The 18,598-nt window shown below is 47.7% G+C and carries 13 protein-coding genes; 1 reads left to right on the top strand and 12 read right to left on the bottom strand.

Translation table 11 applies throughout. The features are described from left to right. Positions 1–24 precede the first annotated feature (24 nt). The 10 genes from C2U41_RS24400 to ssb1 form a co-directional block, all read right to left on the bottom strand. The gene (locus C2U41_RS24400; protein WP_053034688.1) at positions 25–1,245 is read right to left on the bottom strand and encodes an RNA-binding domain-containing protein; all 1,221 of its coding nucleotides are present in this window, start codon (positions 1,243–1,245) and stop codon (positions 25–27) included. A 26-nt stretch (positions 1,246–1,271) separates the two neighbouring features. Continuing rightward, on the bottom strand, positions 1,272–3,938 hold the full coding sequence (locus C2U41_RS24395) for a TrlF family AAA-like ATPase (RefSeq protein ID WP_053034689.1): 2,667 nt from the start codon (positions 3,936–3,938) through the stop codon (positions 1,272–1,274). Continuing rightward, positions 3,931–5,328 (bottom strand): restriction endonuclease subunit S, encoded by a 1,398-nt coding sequence (locus C2U41_RS24390; RefSeq protein ID WP_103848869.1) that lies wholly within the window; start codon positions 5,326–5,328, stop codon positions 3,931–3,933. The genes C2U41_RS24395 and C2U41_RS24390 overlap by 8 nt, the downstream gene beginning before the upstream one ends. Next, complete coding sequence (locus C2U41_RS24385) at positions 5,325–7,745, bottom strand: type I restriction-modification system subunit M (RefSeq protein ID WP_053034691.1); 2,421 nt, start codon at positions 7,743–7,745, stop codon at positions 5,325–5,327. Before C2U41_RS24385 ends, C2U41_RS24390 begins: the two co-directional genes overlap by 4 nt. Before the next feature lie 52 nt (positions 7,746–7,797). Beyond that, positions 7,798–8,037 carry an HTH-like domain-containing protein gene (locus C2U41_RS24380; protein WP_053034692.1) on the bottom strand — a complete coding sequence of 80 codons (240 nt, stop codon included), beginning with the start codon at positions 8,035–8,037 and terminating at the stop codon, positions 7,798–7,800. 89 nt (positions 8,038–8,126) lie between these two features. Then, positions 8,127–8,603 carry a protein kinase gene (locus tag C2U41_RS24375; protein ID WP_103848870.1) on the bottom strand — a complete coding sequence of 159 codons (477 nt, stop codon included), beginning with the start codon at positions 8,601–8,603 and terminating at the stop codon, positions 8,127–8,129. Continuing rightward, entirely contained in the window at positions 8,596–10,605 is a 2,010-nt protein-coding gene (locus C2U41_RS24370; protein WP_103848871.1) for an integrase, read from the bottom strand. The genes C2U41_RS24375 and C2U41_RS24370 overlap by 8 nt, the downstream gene beginning before the upstream one ends. Next, entirely contained in the window at positions 10,598–12,181 is a 1,584-nt protein-coding gene (locus C2U41_RS24365) for a tyrosine-type recombinase/integrase (protein ID WP_053034695.1), read from the bottom strand. The genes C2U41_RS24370 and C2U41_RS24365 overlap by 8 nt, the downstream gene beginning before the upstream one ends. Positions 12,182–12,186: 5 nt before the next feature. Next, a complete protein-coding gene (locus C2U41_RS24360; protein ID WP_053034696.1) occupies positions 12,187–13,359 on the bottom strand; it encodes a tyrosine-type recombinase/integrase in 1,173 nt (390 codons plus the stop codon). A 220-nt stretch (positions 13,360–13,579) separates the two neighbouring features. Continuing rightward, on the bottom strand, positions 13,580–14,104 hold the full coding sequence (gene ssb1, locus C2U41_RS24355; RefSeq protein WP_048241790.1) for a single-stranded DNA-binding protein SSB1: 525 nt from the start codon (positions 14,102–14,104) through the stop codon (positions 13,580–13,582). A 251-nt stretch (positions 14,105–14,355) separates the two neighbouring features. Between ssb1 and uvrA the strand changes: the two genes are divergently transcribed. After that, on the top strand, positions 14,356–17,178 hold the full coding sequence (uvrA, locus tag C2U41_RS24350; protein WP_003031720.1) for an excinuclease ABC subunit UvrA: 2,823 nt from the start codon (positions 14,356–14,358) through the stop codon (positions 17,176–17,178). A gap of 115 nt (positions 17,179–17,293) precedes the next feature. Here uvrA and C2U41_RS24345 read toward each other — a convergent pair whose 3' ends face one another. Both C2U41_RS24345 and aphA read right to left on the bottom strand, forming a co-directional pair. Continuing rightward, the gene (locus C2U41_RS24345; protein WP_003031719.1) at positions 17,294–17,650 is read right to left on the bottom strand and encodes an MmcQ/YjbR family DNA-binding protein; all 357 of its coding nucleotides are present in this window, start codon (positions 17,648–17,650) and stop codon (positions 17,294–17,296) included. Between the two features lie 127 nt (positions 17,651–17,777). Further along, on the bottom strand, positions 17,778–18,491 hold the full coding sequence (gene aphA / locus C2U41_RS24340; protein ID WP_003826615.1) for an acid phosphatase AphA: 714 nt from the start codon (positions 18,489–18,491) through the stop codon (positions 17,778–17,780). Positions 18,492–18,598 lie beyond the last annotated feature (107 nt).

Genomic DNA, 18,598 nt, shown 5'->3' with positions numbered 1-18,598 from the left:
CAAGCAAAAATTCATTTTCTTCGCCTAGCGATATAACACCGTTTTTAAATGATCATCGGTTAATTCAAACTCTGGCTCTTTACCCGTGAGCGCTTTGGTTAGCGGAACAATTTTTGTTCTCACACCCATTCCTCGATAATCGACATAGCCATAATCACGCAAAACTTCCATGACGATGGTATTCCTTGGTGACCGCTGACCTGCCTTCATTTTTTCAACTGTCATTGAATTTGGCAAAGCACCAGGGCTAATCACTTCAAGGCGATTCGAGTATCCTGACACTTCAATCTCAACAAACCGAGTCCAATCGCGGTGAGCCAGTGAGTTAATCAATGCCTCCCTTACGGCTTCAAGGGGATAAAACCACTTTGTTTCCCGTCTCAGCCCTGCATCTACCTCACCAGACTCCTCAGATATAAAGGGTGTCATCGCTTCCATAAAGCGCTCAATAACGCCGCCATCGACCAGGCGTTTATCACCATTATCGAGATCCCAGCGACCAACCATTGGGCCATCTATAATGTCATCCAGCGCTGCTTGGTATTCCTTATCATCGCCAGTAAATGCCATCACTCTTAATCCAGCTTGCTTTAAGTAACGGCGCGGGCTTTTGCCAAACAGCACCAGTCCTGCAATGGTGCAGCAAATGTTACCTGCCGCCTCCGTTAAAAACCCAAGCCCGAGAAGCCTTGCCTGCCATTCTTCAGGAGACTTCGGTACATCTGGATCACGCAAGATATCCCGAACATAATTCATCAGCCGCGCATCATCCAGACAACTGATATCTGTACGAGGAACGGGCATGACTTCAGTGTGTAACATGCCACCCAATTCAAACAGCCTCATTTGCTGCTCTCTGGTCGCCAGTCTGGACGTTGTGCCTACACGAATGTAGATTTCTTCTTTCCCGCTGTGACGAACGACATAAGGCTTTGAGATACCAATAGGGAAGCTCACAACTGCCACGGTTTTGTCATCGTCTAACTTTACCTCTTCATAAAAAGGCAAAATCATAGGATGGATTTTGTTCTGAAAAACATTCATCACCCATTCTTCGAGATCGCCCCTTTGAATACCGCTGATTACCCCATCGTCTTCTACGCCAAGCAGTATTCTTCCGCCTTGGAAGTTGGCCATAGCCACCACTTCTTTTGCCAGTTGTTCAGGGCGAATATCGTCCCGCTTAAACTCCACGCCTGAGTTTTCACCATTGGCAATAATTTCTAATAATTCTGTCTTTAACATGCGTTTCTCCCAAGGGGCACAAGTGCTCAATTAAAACCGTATTTCTCACGGCGCTGATTGAACGCACTTTTACCACCTTCCAAAATATCGGCTGCCAGCTCTTGAACTTTGGGTACATCAATAGCCCCTTGCTGCTCTGACAAAATCATCCCTTTACTATCTTCAACACTCAACACACCGATCCATTCTGCATCACCGAATACGGGGATATTGGCATTATGTGTGGCAAACAGAAATTGGCGGCTTAGTTTTGCTCTGCGAAGCTCTGCGACAATACGTTCGGCAATAAATGCGTTATCCAAATTGTCTTCCGGTTGATCCAAAATCAAAGGGTCTTGATTGTCCAAAAGCAACAAATGCAAAACAGCGGTACACTGCTGCCCCGTCGATAAGTCATCAATAGGGCGAAATACTGCCTCTCGCTCGCCATGGGTCACATTCAGTTCAATGGCCATCGTATCGGGCAGTTGCAACTCTTCCAGCTCTAAGAGCTTTACTTCTGGCAAACGGGTTAAGGCGGTAATAACCGTACCTGTGACGCCAAAGTTCTGGGCTAATTCTGTTTCTCCCTGGCGAATGGTGGCAGCGAGATTACTGGGTGAAAAGTCGCCATCCAGCACCCAAGCCAAGCGCTTAGGCCCTACGCCCTCTAAACTGCATTCGCTAAGAAAATCAACAAACGCTTGGCGGTTCCCTTCCGGCTGCAAGGTAAGCCGAACCTTTTGTTCCAGCTTGCGCGTTAAGCGTTTCACTGATTTCAAAATACTGGTCGCTCTGGCGCTCGTATACTGATCCAACTCCAACAACAGCTTTTTGCGCTGGCCGTACAACTCGTCAATTTGCGCTTGGCGATGTTGTAACGTGGTTTGCTTGGGTCTGATCTGCTCAATTTGCTTCAGCAGCGTCTGATACTCTGCGCCAATTTGCCGTCCCGTTTTACCTTGGCTTGCCGGAATATCTTTAAAGGCTTTTTCTAAATTCTGCTCTTCAGTCTGCTGTTTTTCCAACAACGCTTGCTTAAGCGGTGCCAGCTGTGTATCCGCATTCAAAGCAAGCTGTTCCAGTTGCACTAGCGTTTGCTGTACACCTGCTTTTAAGGCGTCCAACACCAAGCGCTGCTGCCTAAATGAATCAGCATGCGGCAAGCCATCCAATGCGCTATCACTTAAAAAAACCGTATCGGGCAAGCTGTCTTTAAGGGCTTCAATGGCGTCTTTTACGCGAGTCACATCTTCATCGACACGCGCTTTTAACTGCTTTTCTTTTTCCAGCTTAGGAATAATTTTCAGCTTTTCTTCAATCCCTAAGGCTTGATACTGCTTAGCCTGATCCAATAGCTTAGGCAGGCGCTCTACCTCGGCTTCAACATCGTCTTTCTGGCTCAGTGCACGCTTGATGGATTCTCGATTTTCTTTCAGTTTTGCCAGCACCTTGGCAATATCGGCATCAAATTGCTCGTGTTCCCCTTCCAAAAAGCGCTCTATGAGCTGATTACGACTATGTTCATCGCGGGTCATTTCATAGATTTCATTTTGCCCGTAAAGCTCAATGCCCGGCAGCAGATCAGTGGGGTGGTAAGGTGAAACATTGCCTTGTTCATCCACCACCACAGGTTGATTACCATATTTTCGACTCACCGTGAATTTACGACCATGCAGCACGGCTGAGCGCAGCGTAATTTCAACCATCCCCCGCTCTTTGCCAAGGTTAGTATCAATCACACTCTTATGCTGTTTTAACGCGTTTTGCGTTTTAGGCTCTAACGCGAATGCGTAGCGAATACACTCCAACAAGGTTGATTTTCCCGTACCACGTCCACCAATAACGGCGTTAAGATGGTCAGACAACTCAATATCAACGCCGTCCAGATAGCCGCCAACAAAGCGAATACGTTCGATGGCAGAGGCATAGTTTTCCGGCTTATCGGAATTTAAACGAACCCTTGAGCCAGCATCCAAAAAAGCCTGTTTAAACGAGGCAAAACAAGGTTTGGTCATCTTGATTAAACAGGAAGCACCTGCTTCTTTTATTTTTTCAGGTGCCTCAACATCAGCTGCGTTAATCGCGGCCATCTCCCGTTCACGTTTATAGTTAGCGTCTTTGTTCAGGAAAACTTTTCGGTAAAAATCATTTTCAACGCCACGCAAATCTTCTATCGAACCCGGTATCTGCGCCGCTAGAAGACCTTGGTGTTGCCATACATGATTCATCTGACCAATTTTGAGCAAACCATTGTCATTGGTACAGTGTGCCGCGAAGATAAAGCCACCTTGCTGATTCACTTCATCAATCAACTGCTCTGCACTTAACCTCGAAGGGCGAACACCGTCCTGAGGATCCAATAGCCGCAAACTACCCAGAATTCGCTCAAGCTCTTGCGCCGATTTGCTTTCATCAAACAAACAGACAAAATGTATTTTTTCGCTTGAAGCAATCTCAAAGCCGGGAAAAACCACGATACCATGTTGATTAAACAAGGTTCGAATCGAGTCAACACCATCTACCGAGCCATGGTCAGCCAAACCGATAATCTCAATGCCCGCCTCCAGTGCAGCATTTAACAACCGCTGGTTATAGTCAGATTCAGACAGACTCTGTTGTTGGCCACGGTATTGAATATAACCCGCTGGATTAACCTGCAACGCACATTTAAAAAAGCGAGCTTTTTTATAACTTTGCTGTTGGTCAGCCATGTTGTGACTCCTTATTTAGCGGTTGCAGCAAGCGTGTCTTACCCGTCAGCAGCTCCTGCATCATGCCTTGTTTGATTTGGCGGGTTTTGCCAAGGCGTTGTTCCAGCGCCTGAATCTCTTCGTCCATATCGGACAGAATGGTGGCGATGGCGGTTTGTTCTTCTATACAAGGTGCTGAAAATTCAAAATTAACAAAATCCTTTTGATACAAGTGGGTAATAGTCGAGCCTGCGGTAATTCTGTTAATGAAATCGTCAAAAACTCTGGATGTAAGTACGTAGAACAAAAAGCGTTGCATCAAATTATTGTTTTTAGGCCTAACAACGAAAACACCACTATTCAACGTGGCAGGCCGACTGAGTGCAGTGACATAACCAACTTTACCAATAGTTCCATCCTTGGTTATTAATACATCATCATTTCTAAGCTGAATATTTTGATCTTGTTTATAACGCCATTCGCTTACATAGAAACATCTTTCCCATTTCACGGCACCCGAATCAAAATCAGTACCAGTTACTAGATAGATATCTCCTGTTGTTTGGTATTCTTTGGTCGTTAACGCTTGCCAACCAATACGAGCTTTTAAAACCGTATCGCGACCAATTGATATACGTTCCCAATCCTCCGGGATTTCCCCTAACTCACTTGGTTTGGTGCCTTTTGGCTTGCCATCTTCACGCAAAGCAAACTGCGGCAGGCGGGTGCGGCCGGTGAGCAGTTGTTGCATGGTGGCGGTTTTGATGGCCTGTTTTTTGGCGATCAGTTCTTCCAGCTCGCTGACTATCGCATCAACATCGGATAGCGCATTGGCGATGGCGGTTTGTTCTTTTTCATTAGGGAATGGAACAGCGATATTCTTTATCAAATCTGTATTGAGGTTAGGCTGCCCATTTCCTGTTGCGACCTGATCGTGTAGCTTCTTGGTCTGCGTGTTGAAGTAATAGACAAGAAACTCTCGGACTCCCATCTTTTGGTTAATAATTGCCGCAACACCATCGTTTGCGCAACATTTAATGCCAAGAATTTTTGCAACACCAAGGGTAGCACCGCTATTTGAAATTATTAGCGTGCCTTTCTCTAAAGTTCTACTTTGTAATGAACCAAGCTCAGTTAATTTTGAAATTGTTTCTGTAACATAAATCTCAGATGCAGGGATATTTGTAAGCGATGCTACCGTCAACCAAGGAATAAAATCCCCATTGAAGAACCTAGAATCTCCTGCCGGCCTTGGAGAGCCACCTCGAACTATGTCACCTATTTCACCGAGAGTAACGCATTTCCAATCCTCTGGAATCAACCCTACATCTGTCTGTTTATATCCAATAGGTATTGGATTCGAAGCCGCTTCGGCTAGGTATTTTGCACTGACTTCCGCTACTCCGCTCATAACACCCACTCCAGCCCCATGGCTTTTAAGTGACCTGCCACTTTATCACTCAGGTTTTCTACTGATTGGGTAAGGGCAGGCAATGGCTCGCTATAACGCTCTTCCAACTCTTTCACACGATTGGCCAGCTGCTGGGTAATGCGCTCGATTTCGGCGACAATATGGCTTTCAAGCGTTGCCAACCATTTGTCGTCCACAATCAGGGATTTAATCTCATCAATGCTGAGTTTGGGGTATTGCTTAAATACCGCTAAATCGAGCGCATCTTGCGCTTCTTTTAGGGCTTTTTTGGCATCGGCCTCGGCATCAAACAGTTTTTTGGCTTGTTTGAGTGCGGCTTTTTCATCCGGGTCGATGGATAGTTTTAAACGCGCCGTAACCGTGGCTTTGGTGACTTTGTCTTTATCGTTTAGCGCATCGTTTAGTAAGCCGTCTTCACCGCTGTTTTCCTCAAGGAAAGTTTCAAGCGCTTGGCTGGCGCTATCCAGCGCACTTTGCAGGCGATCCACTTGCGCTTGTACTTCGGCAAAAAAGCGCGCGACAATTAACGCAGGTGGAATGAGTTCGGCTTTGTATTTGGCTTTGCCAATCACTAAATCGGGTGCCTCTTTGAGCTTTTCACCTTTTTTAACGGCTAGCTCGCGCAGCACTTTGCCTGCTTGCCAGCCGTCTTGCACTAGCACATATACATCGTCTTGCATTGACTCTGCCCAGTAATCCATCAGGATCTGGTAGATGTCGTATTTGCTGAGTAACGCCACGTTCGCGTAACTATGCAATAAACTTTCACTGATTTCAAAAATAAGCGATTTGGGTTGATCGCCGATAGCGATTTCCCCTAACGCGATAGCTTCACTCCATGCATGAAAATGCTGCAAGCTTTCCGTCGCGAAAGTTTTAAACTCCGCATGATTCAGAATGGTACCTTTTACCTCGGAGGCTTTGACCAAGGCCTCACTATAGCCCTCACGCGCGGGCTTGAACAAAGTCGCTCGAATACTCGGGAAGATTTGCCAGTATCTCTCTAAGGCATCGATGTCTCGGTTTGGAATACCGCCTTGCAGATGAGCGCTTAAATCGTGCAAATCCTCCGGATCACTGGAGTCGATATAACGCGGAATATTCAGGTTGTAGTCGTTACCGGCGATTTCACTGAGCGGCACCATGCGCGAGTAGCGCGGCAGTTCTAGCTGCTTGGTAAATACATCGACGATTTTATGAATATCTTGGCTGCGCAGGCGGTTTTTGTTGCCGTCTTTCATGAAGCCTTTGCTGGCATCGACCATAAAAATCCCCTTCCTTGCCTGCGCGTGCTCTTTATCAATCACGATAATGCAAGCAGGAATGCCGGTGCCGTAAAACAGGTTCGCAGGTAAGCCAATAATGCCTTTGATGTAACCTTGCTTGATGAGGTTTTCACGAATACGTGCTTCGGCATTACCACGGAACAAAACGCCGTGAGGCAGAATGACCGCGCCTTTACCCGTGCTTTTTAGGCTTTTAATGATGTGCAGTAAAAAGGTGTAGTCGCCATTTTTCTCAGGTGGAATGCCCCAACTGAATCGGCCAAATTCATCGTCATTAGGATTGATGCCACTGGTCCAGTTTTTGTTGGAAAACGGCGGATTGGCCACGGCGAAATCAAAAGTCTTAAGTTGGCCGTTTGCTTCTTTCCATTGCGGGTCAGCAATGGTGTTGCCTTTCCAGATTTTGGCGGTGGCGTTGTTGTGCAGGATCATGTTCATACGCGCCAAGGCACTGGTGGCGTTGTCCATCTCCTGGCCAAAAATACTCAACCCACGGGGCGCTTCATCACTGGCTTTTAGCAATAGCGAGCCCGAGCCGCAGGTTGGGTCGTAGACGGTGGCATCTTGCGGAGTATTGCTATCAATACCAATCACTTTAGAAAGGATACGTGACACTTCCGACGGTGTATAAAACTGGCCTTTGGATTTACCGGATTCGGTTGCAAAGTGGCGCATCAAGTATTCGTAAGCATCACCCAACAAGTCATCGCCATCTGCACGGTTGGCAGAGAGATCTAGCCCTTCAAAGATACCAATCAGCTTAGACAGGCGGTCAATCATCTCTTTGCCTTTGCCAAGCTTGTCTTCATCGTTGAAGTCGGCAACATCGATGACGCCTTTGAGGTCATTTTCTTCGGCCAGCGCGCTGATGATTTTATTGATTTTATCGCCGATCTCTTTGTCGCCTTTCAGGGCAACCATATCGTCAAAGCTGGCACCTTGTGGCACTACAATCATGCCGTAAGGGTCACCTTTGTATTTGTCAGAGACATACTTCATAAACAGCATGGTCAGCACATAATCTTTGTACTGGCTTGCATCCATACCTCCACGCAGCTCATCGCAGCTGGCCCAAAGGGAGGAGTAAAGTTCAGTTTTCTTAATGGCCATGGTTATTCCTTGCAGTGCCGAGCAACAGCCCAACATGATTAAATTTGAGTCGTTATAGTTTGGTGGTATCAAGCCCGGCCGCTTTTAATCGCTGTGTCAGGTTACGCATTTTGCTAAATTCGGTACCGAAGCTACTTCGCAAGCCGACTCCTTCACAGAACTCTTTCGCTGTAATGTTCTTCAACTCGTCAGCATACTTGATCATTTGCAAGTGGAGCTCAGCGGTGTACTGGTTACGAGGTGCATCTAACAAGGCTTGTTTGATGTGTACGTAAATTTCGCATTCGTTCATTTTTTAGCCTATGGAATTGTGACTGCTATATAATTTAGCTAAATTATATAGCAAGTCATAGAATTGCAATTCCTTTTTACATCATGCCTTTAGATCCTCCCGGATGGCGGTATCGCTTTATCAAACAGCCGGAGAATCTGCGCGGTTTCAGTATTCGAGGGCAGCTCCCCTCCTTGTGACGGGACCTTATCAACACTAGCCATCTGCATGCCCTTCTGCCGCACATGGAAGGCGATTTGCTGCCAGCGGCGTAACCATTGAGCTTCTTTTCTCTTGTAGGCTTCTAGTTCCGCTTTGAGGCGATCCACCTCTACCTGAAGCTCTTCCGCCTCTTTCGTTGCCTGCGCTTTGGTTTTCACTAAGCCACCCGACAATGCTTGTTTGGCATTGTCATAAGCGGCTTTAATTTCAGATTTGGCTTGGAGTGACTGACGACTAAAGCCAAAACGTTCTTCTAGAACAGCCCAGGTGAGTTTTGCTCCAAGCTCGCCAAGTGCCCAGCGATCCAAATCAGCTACGATTGTATTGATGTCACTATCGGACATGCGCCTGAAGCGCTTAACCATGCTCTACCTCGTTTAAATATTGTTCGGGATCAAATTGCTCCACCCCGTTATCAGCCAGTTGCACAGCCAGCGTTTTGAGTTTTTTATCGTTATGAGCTATCCAATCAGCGCTCTTTTTGGGCTTGTTACTACTTAACTGTTTCTCAGCATTTTTTCGGGCCAATGCGGTAAGGGCATATTGGCGCTTCTGCTCGTCCAGCCTACCCTTATCATCCTTGACCCACACGTAGTCTTTACAATCTGCCGAACATTGTAAATGGCGCTCGCAGGGTGTTTGAGAAAAGTTGTGGACGCAGATACCTGTCCCGACATCATGCACAGCCTGAATGCGTGCTTTAAGAATGGCATCCTGTACTTCTACCGGAACTACTTTGAGTTGCTCAGCCAATAGACCACCGACCAAGCCTTTTTTGATATCTTCGCGGAGCATCAGTGCACGTTTTTCGCGGGATGTATGCTGATAGGCTTTGGTGTCCCTGGGATTGGTTCGCCCAAACCATTCAGTTTGCAGAAGATCACTTAACCCACCTTCATCAAGTAAAGTATTGAGCGTGTGGCGGAAGTGGTGACTGGTAAAATCTACCTCGATACTATTGCAAGCGTATTCAGCAGCAAGAGCAGGAAAATAACGGAGAAATGTGGTGAACATAGACTGGCTACAGCTTGTAGCTAACCAGTGAGCATAGCTTCCAGTTGAAAGTCCCAATGAGCGAATAAATAAAAGATCTTTCAGATAGTATTCTTTACCAAATTGATCAATATGGAATGCTCGTAGTAGTTTTTCAGAAAAGTCTCTAAAACAATACGCTTTGACAGCGTCCTTATTTGTGTAGCAAATAGGGTTATTAGGCTTTTTCCCTTGTTTGGTCACTCGCTCATGGTCCTGCCAAACAAGACCAATCTTTCGAATCCATCCAGTAGAACAAATGGTATTGCTGCTTATCCCCATTTTTAACAGGTCATCAATGTATAACTTTCTTTTCTCTGGAATTTTATTCAAAAAACGAATATCGGGGCCGCGAGAACGATGCATTTCCTCTGCGGTAATTCTCACCGAATCTGTTGCCACGCGTACCTCATCAAGTACATCTTTAACTATTGTTACGACCTCTGACGGCAAGTAGAGTTTTCTTTTAGGTGTAAATAGATCACCGAGACTAGCCTTTCGAGGGAAATATTCTATGAAGGCTTTTTGGTCTTCGTCTAACGTAACTTCTTGAAGCGGAAGTAATGAAATCTCACTAAAGCGGCGGCCAGTACAAGCAAGCAGAGTCAATATCAGGACATACAATCTGTATTTATGTTCTTTTGGAACCGTCAAATAGAGCTCACCGATAACCCGAAACACGGTAGGATCAACAAACTTCTCGGATTTGGTCTCCAGAACGTCAGGATCATCCAGCCTTTTATGATTCAGGCCTCCAGTATTCACTGGGCGCACCATCTTCGAATATTTGTATTGTAACATCACCCTGCACAAACCATTAGCATCACAGTGTGCAGCGAACTCTGCAACATGCTTGTGAAGGTTGTAGGCAGTGGTGTCACTGTAGTGTTTTGAAATTAATCCACACGCATCGTCTAGCGCTTCTGGCGTGAGTTTGGCCAGTTCCTGCCCCAGTTGGTTAGCTGCAAATGAGATATACCCAACAGCGGTAATGAAGTTACGCTGATTGGGTGTTGATTGATGTTTTCTGTGGAATCGAAGAATCAGTAATGCCTTGGCAACCTCCTCCCAGTCATGACGTAGAGGTTCTGAGCCAAGTTTAGGGGGAAGCGTAAAAGCAAACGACGCAGTTTTAGCGTTTTTACCCGTAAGCTTGACTAGGCGGCCAGCATTCACTTGCCACACAGGATTACCCCAAAAAACCGACTCAAACCCTTCTAGCTTCATTAGCTTAGCTTTATCGACCAAAGCCTGGGTATTTGCCTTTCTATCGCGCTCAAGACGATCAATGAAGGGGATAACCTTGGCCTTCCGATTGGAGCGACCATCAGACATTCTGGCCCCCTTCTTCACAAAGCTGAGCTACCTGTGCGACCGCAGCGATTACCTCATCAAGCTGTATACCCAATCGCGCATTCTCGTATTTTTTTAAACGCTCTTCACGGCCTGCCAGCAAACATTCCAAGACATGCTCATGAGCAGCATGACGATAAGGCTGAAATTTAGGGCACAAATAACATGAATAAGGAGGATCAAGGTGGCAGACACTAGACTCCCCACACACACCAATATCAGACTGATCATCCGGATTTTCCTCATCGACAAACGTCAGGTACTTGTCATCTCGCTCACCATTGATAGCGTCTTCATTACTATCAATAAGCTTACCTTTGAAGAAATTGAGGTACTTCGAGAATCCTTTTGCCATAGACTTATCGAGATGCTCAACAACTGCTCCCGCAACATCAAAATATACCCCTACATGCTGGGTATCCGTATGATCTAATATCCTGGCTAGCTCACGCCTGCTGATACCCTCTGTCGCCAGGCCTGTTGCCAAGGTGTATCGTAACCTCCTTGGTGTGACATACATTAATTCACCAGTAAGAGGGGAAATTATGTTATGACGTTTTGTAAAGGCTGTAATTAAACGAGATATATCCGCGCTTGTCATATTGAAAATATTCTCTGAATCTAGAGAAAGCATGGCAACGCGGTTACCGTTTGTTTTTATTAGAAGAGGTCGATTCTCTGGGGTAGAGAAGTCTGTACCTTTAAAGCTAAGAAGCACGAAGTTATTTTGCTCGACAAGATTTTCTAGAATTCTTCCGAAATGGGGATCTAAATATTCATCCATCAGGTCATCGCGAGGATTAACAAACCTCTTCTTAATACGCGGCATCCGAATTATATAACAAGGGTCTTCGTTCGATGGATCAAGCTTAACGAGATCCCCCTCCCTCAGATATGTCAGGTTTGCGGGGTTTCGGCCGAAAGCTAATGACAAAGCCATCACAGCCTTTTGCTGGAGATGCTCAAACTCTAGGCTCTTGTCCTCTTTTAGCGCAGCAATCAAAAGAGGGAGCTCTAGGGATTTATGTAATGGCCCCATATCGGGGTCGGACATCCTAACGGCCTCACCCTTTGGACCTCCAGGTATAACCATTGCTTCAAGTTCAGCGGCATACGCATCTGAAAATGTACTATCTGAAATGTTGTCAGCACACCAAATATACCACCGAATTGGCATATACATTGTCCAAAGCTTGTGCCGAGAGCGTTGAATATTGATAGAGTTTTCAAATAAATCAATAAGATGCTCTTTAGCACTTTCCGGTTGATTATCTTTCCGCCAATCCCTAAGAACTAGCCTCCATACATCACGAAAAACTTTGTATCCAGCGGATGTTGAAGTACGTCTAACTTGGTCAGACACATAGTGCTTCAACGCATTTCTCAGCTGTAAATTTGAGACTTTGCCAAAATCGAGTGTTGAGTGTTCACGAATCACTATGGGGAGCAACCATTTATCGCCTGATATATCAATTGTTTTCCCCTCTCGAGTAACCAGGATCTGCATCTCAGACCAAGGCTGTTCTACAGCTTGTGTTTTCGATAATTTCGCGTTCACTTTGACTACCTCTCGGACATCATATCTGCCTGATACCGCCTCAATGACTTAACCGCTTGCTCCTCCACTTCTTGGGCAATATAAATGTCTTGTGAATCTAAACTACTATCGCCACGCAGAAAGGCCAGCGCTTCTCGTCTGCGCTGCTCATCCATTCCTGAAGCTCTAAGAACCCTCTCAAGCCGGGATGAGAATGTGTGTCTAAGAGACTTGGCCGTTAAGTTTTCAGGAAGACGGTCAGCATATTGTGTTCGCAATAACTGAAAAAACTGTGTAATTGAGGATTGTGACAAGGGCGCCCCCTCATCACTCAAGATTAAATAGTCTGACTCATGGTTACTTTTGCTTTCAAGCACGTCACGCCAGGTAACAATGTACTCATTTAATGCAAAAGCAAACTGCCGACTCTCAATCGGAATAAGTCTACCATTACGCTTGATTTGAGGCCTCGGCCGCCTCACATCCATTGAGTCTGCTGGTCTACGCTCAATCTTTATCGCCGAAATCGCACCAACTTGAACATCTTCTACCCTAAGGCTAAGCAGTTCACCTGGCCTTAGACCACAAAATAACATTAACCCTACAGACACATAGTTTCTAAACTTTACAGCAGGATCTCGTCCAAATCCTTGCTTAGCATCGGGATGCAACACGGCAAGCAGGAAGTCAACCTCTACCTCATTTAGCCCCTTACGAAGGCTTTTCTTCATTGGTGTGGCAGACATAAAGCTGCCTTCCAACATTTTTAGAAAGAATGACTTTCGCTCTCTCAAACGTTCATAGTCTAGGGAAGACAAAGGCAACTGGCTTATCAATACGTCCATACACCAACTGATAAATTGTCTAATAGTCGTTAACCGTTGATTAAAGGTATTAGGCGCTACTAAATTTATACGTCCATTGGCCTGATCAATTCTTAACGCTTCGACCAAGCCACCTTTTAATTCTGCTTCGTTGAATGAATTCTGAGCCAGCAATTTCGCAGATAGGTCATAATTCGATTTATCCAGCCAGCGATAGAGCACTGATAGCTCTCTCAAATTCCGAACCAATGTATTTGTACTGAGGGAGCGTCTGGCAAGAATAAACTCATTAGGTAAGACAACTGGCATACCAGAATCATCCAGCATCATTGGTATCTGTTCGCCCGTTTCGTGTGTGACTAACTCTATTTTCATTGCACCACCCTTGTTGACAAAATAAGAGTAGCTACAAACTTTTATCTTCACAACTTTTAAAGTTATACGATTTTATAAAAACACAAAGTCACATAAAACGAAAAAGCCCTTCAAATGCTTACACACTTAAAGGGCTTAATTTTTCATTTTTATTCTGTAAAACCAATTAGTTAATTAGACTAATTTAAGAATTAGTTTAACAGTAATTACTTTATGTCATTCAGAACGGAATATCGTCGTCGAAATCCATCGGCGGTTCGTTAGACGGCGCTGCCGGAGCGGACTGCTGCAGACGAGACTGCGCGCCGCCGCTGAACTGATTGCCGCCCTGCGGCTGCTGAGGCTGACCCCAACCACCCTGCTGCTGGCCGCCACCTGCCGGAGCACCACCGCCCTGACGACCGCCCAGCATTTGCATGGTGCCGCCAACGTTAACAACAACCTCAGTGGTGTACTTTTCTACGCCGGACTGATCGGTCCATTTGCGGGTACGCAGCTGACCTTCGATATAGACCTGGGAACCTTTACGCAGATATTCACTGGCCACTTCCGCCAGTTTGCCAAACAGCACAACGCGGTGCCATTCAGTCTGCTCTTTCATTTCACCGGTCGCTTTATCACGCCAGGATTCGGAAGTAGCCAGCGTAATGTTGGCAACTGCGCCACCATTCGGCATATAGCGTACTTCCGGGTCCTGGCCCAGATTACCGACGAGAATCACCTTGTTTACGCCTCTGCTGGCCATGATCGTGTCTCCTGAAAAACGTTACTGAATAAGTGTAAGCGCGGGATTGTAGCATTTCCAATAGCGCTTTTACTACGTTGCGAAGTTGATTCCAGTAAACAACCCCCGCCAGACATTGTTGCACAGGAACATGCGTTTTGCATTCCAATACTGTATATCCATTCAGGTCAGGTTGTGTCATAATTAACCGTTTGTGATCGCCGGTAGCACCATGCAGCCAGGCAAAAAAGCGTTTAATCCGGGAAAGATGAATGGATAAGATCGAAGTTCGGGGCGCCCGCACCCATAATCTCAAAAACATCAACCTCGTCATCCCGCGCGACAAGCTGATTGTCGTCACCGGGCTTTCGGGCTCAGGCAAATCTTCGCTCGCTTTCGACACCTTATATGCCGAAGGGCAGCGTCGTTACGTTGAATCCCTTTCCGCGTACGCGCGTCAATTTCTGTCGCTGATGGAAAAACCGGACGTCGACCACATTGAGGGGCTCTCTCCTGCCATCTCAATTGAACAAAAATCGACGTCCCATAACCCGCGATCCACGGTAGGTACAATTACCGAAATTCACGACTATCTGCGTCTGCTGTTTGCCCGCGTTGGCGAGCCGCGCTGTCCGGATCACGACGTTCCCCTGGCAGCGCAGACCGTTAGCCAGATGGTGGACAACGTCCTGTCCCAGCCGGAAGGCAAACGTCTGATGCTGCTGGCACCGGTAATTAAGGAGCGTAAAGGCGAGCACACCAAAACGCTGGAAAACCTGGCGGGCCAGGGCTATATCCGCGCCCGTATCGACGGCGAAGTGTGTGACCTTTCCGATCCGCCCAAGCTTGAGCTGCAAAAGAAACACACTATTGAAGTGGTGATTGACCGCTTTAAGGTACGCGACGACCTCACTCAGCGACTGGCTGAATCCTTTGAAACCGCGCTGGAACTGTCCGGTGGTACGGCGGTGGTCGCCGATATGGACGACCCGAAAGCGGAAGAGCTTCTGTTCTCCGCCAACTTCGCCTGCCCTATCTGCGGCTATAGCATGCGCGAACTGGAACCCCGCCTGTTCTCGTTTAACAACCCAGCGGGCGCGTGTCCAACCTGTGACGGTCTCGGCGTGCAGCAGTATTTCGATCCTGACCGGGTGATTCAAAACCCGGAACTGTCGCTGGCCGGTGGTGCTATTCGTGGTTGGGATCGCCGTAACTTCTATTATTTCCAGATGCTTAAATCCCTGGCTGAGCACTATAAATTCGACGTTGAAGCCCCATGGGCCAGCCTGAGCCCTACCGTGCATAAAGTGGTGCTGTACGGTTCGGGTAAAGAAAATATCGAATTCAAATACATGAACGATCGCGGCGATACGTCCGTACGTCGTCACCCGTTTGAAGGTGTGCTGCACAATATGGAGCGCCGTTATAAAGAGACGGAATCCAGTGCGGTACGTGAAGAATTAGCCAAATTCATCAGTAACCGACCGTGCGCCAGCTGTGAAGGGACGCGTTTACGTCGCGAGGCCCGCCACGTATTTGTTGAAAATACGCCGCTGCCCGCGATTTCCGACATGAGCATCGGTCATGCAATGGATTTCTTCAACAATCTGAAGCTTGCGGGTCAGCGGGCGAAGATTGCTGAGAAAATTCTTAAAGAGATTGGCGATCGTCTGAAGTTCCTGGTCAACGTCGGCCTCAACTACCTGACGCTATCGCGGTCGGCGGAAACGCTATCCGGCGGTGAGGCCCAGCGTATTCGTCTGGCAAGCCAGATCGGCGCGGGTCTGGTTGGTGTAATGTACGTGCTGGATGAACCGTCTATCGGTTTGCATCAGCGCGATAACGAGCGTCTGCTGGGTACGCTTATCCACCTGCGTAATCTGGGTAATACCGTCATTGTAGTCGAGCACGATGAAGATGCGATTCGCGCCGCTGACCACGTTATCGATATCGGCCCCGGCGCGGGTGTTCACGGTGGTCAGGTCGTCGCCGAAGGGACGCTCGACGACATCATGGCAGTGCCTGAGTCGCTGACCGGCCAGTACATGAGCGGTAAGCGCAAGATTGAAGTGCCTAAACAGCGCGTTGCGGCTGACCCAGAGAAAGTGCTGAAGCTCACCGGCGCACGCGGCAACAACCTGAAAGATGTCACCCTGACGCTGCCGGTAGGTTTATTTACCTGCATTACCGGGGTTTCCGGTTCGGGTAAATCGACGCTGATTAACGATACGCTGTTCCCGATTGCGCAGACGGCGCTGAACGGTGCGACGCTGGCTGAACCTGCGCCGTATCGCGACGTTCAGGGCCTGGAACATTTCGACAAAGTGATCGACATTGACCAAAGCCCGATTGGCCGTACGCCGCGTTCTAACCCGGCAACTTACACCGGCGTGTTTACGCCAGTGCGCGAACTGTTTGCCGGCGTGCCGGAGTCACGTGCACGCGGTTACACCCCGGGGCGTTTCAGCTTTAACGTCCGCGGCGGACGCTGTGAAGCCTGTCAGGGCGACGGCGTGATCAAAGTCGAAATGCACTTCCTGCCGGATATCTACGTGCCGTGCGATCAATGTAAAGGCAAACGCTATAACCGCGAAACGCTGGAAATTAAGTACAAAGGCAAGACTATCCACGAAGTGTTGGATATGACGATTGAAGAAGCACGCGAGTTCTTCGATGCCGTTCCGGCGCTGGCGCGTAAGCTGCAAACACTAATGGACGTTGGCCTGACGTACATCCGACTGGGTCAGTCCGCTACCACACTCTCGGGCGGCGAGGCGCAGCGCGTGAAGCTGGCGCGCGAACTGTCAAAACGCGGTACTGGGCAAACGCTGTATATTCTCGATGAGCCGACCACCGGTCTGCATTTTGCGGATATTCAGCAACTGTTGGACGTGCTGCATCAGCTCCGGGATCAGGGCAACACCATCGTGGTGATTGAGCACAATCTGGACGTGATTAAGACCGCTGACTGGATTGTCGATCTCGGTCCGGAAGGTGGCAGCGGCGGCGGCGAAATTCTTGTCTCCGGCACACCAGAAACAGTCGCTGAGTGTGAAGCCTCACACACGGCACGTTTCCTCAAACCACTGTTGTAATTACGCAACACTTATCAGGCCCACAGAACAGGCGTAAAGCTTGTAGGCCTGATAAGGCGCTTGCGCCGCATCAGGCAACGGTTGTACCTGATGGCGCTACGCTTAACAAGACCGTTCAGGGCTGCGTCAGTATCCGCCGTTTATCAGCAGGCAGCGTGTTCACAGCCTGCTGATAAGAGGCGTCAACCAGATAATAAATCTGTGAATCCGGTAGCGAGCCGTCCAGATACACCGTACTCCAGTGCGCCTTATTGAGATGCCTGCTTGGCCGAACATCGCTATGCTGCTGGCGCAACAACTCTGCCAGTTCTGGGCTGGTTTTCAGAGACACCGCCGGGCGTTCTTCCACCTCTTTTACCATGGCAAAAAGCACATCTTCGACTTTGATTTGCGTGGCCTTCCAGTCACTGTGAACGCTCTGCTCCGCGCCCATTTTTGCCATGCAGTATTGCAGCAACTCCGAATTCGTCATCTTTATTCCCCTTACCAGCATATTGCCTAATGAGAACATCATTTATTCAGTGTGCAGCAAGTCCGCAAAAGGTAAAAGCCAGCAATGTAAATTTGTTTAAAAAAACAGCAACCCGCAGCCAGTGTCCTCAATATTCCGAGTTGACGATCACCTCTTCACCAAACGCACCGGCCTGTGGCAGCGGCTTATAAGTGGAGTTAGAGGCGCGCAAAATGCGAATACCACGAATGCCCACGTCGCGAGCGGCAGTGATGTCATTATCGGAGTCACCGTAAAACATGCGGATATTTTTATCCTGTAACCACTGCGTTTTGGTGTTCTGGCCCGGCTTATCGCCGGCAAAAATGACCGGATTCATATTGCCTGCCGGGATGTGAAAGTTATCAGACAACGTTTTCGACACCGTTTCAGTCTTCGTCTGGCTACGCCCGGTCACGAAAAAGATGCTGTCACCACGACGCACATGCATATCAATTAGCTGGCGCGCGACTTCTTTTGGAATACTGAACTCGTCCCAGCCGTTATTCATTTTTTCCCAGAAGGCCGGATTCTTCAGGTAATCCTCACTGTCCGGAGAATACGTTTTTTTACCACGCCAGAAGCCTGGGCTGGAAAAGAGGACAGTGTCATCGATATCAAACCCGACCGCCATCGGCGGACGTCCGGTCAGGCTGTTTTCAATTTGTGCCACGGAGACCCAGTGAATGGGAGCCTGCTCAGCGAGCTTTGCAACATTGGTGCCTGGATTGAGCTGAGAGGGAGAAGAAACGAGTGCCTGGGCTGGCTGATTTAGCGTGAACAATAAACAAACGGCACTCAGTGCCAACGTAAACTTGCGCATATTTTTCCCTAAGTAGTCAGTTAGTTATCATTTTTTTATTAACAACTGGTCAAAAAACTATCTGACCTTACCCCTTAGGGGGAGGGAAAGGAAGGATTTTCTCTGGT

It is taken from the genome of Citrobacter freundii complex sp. CFNIH4 (assembly GCF_002934505.1).
GTDB classification, from domain to species: domain Bacteria; phylum Pseudomonadota; class Gammaproteobacteria; order Enterobacterales; family Enterobacteriaceae; genus Citrobacter; species Citrobacter freundii.
This window is presented reverse-complemented; position numbering and strand designations above follow the sequence as displayed.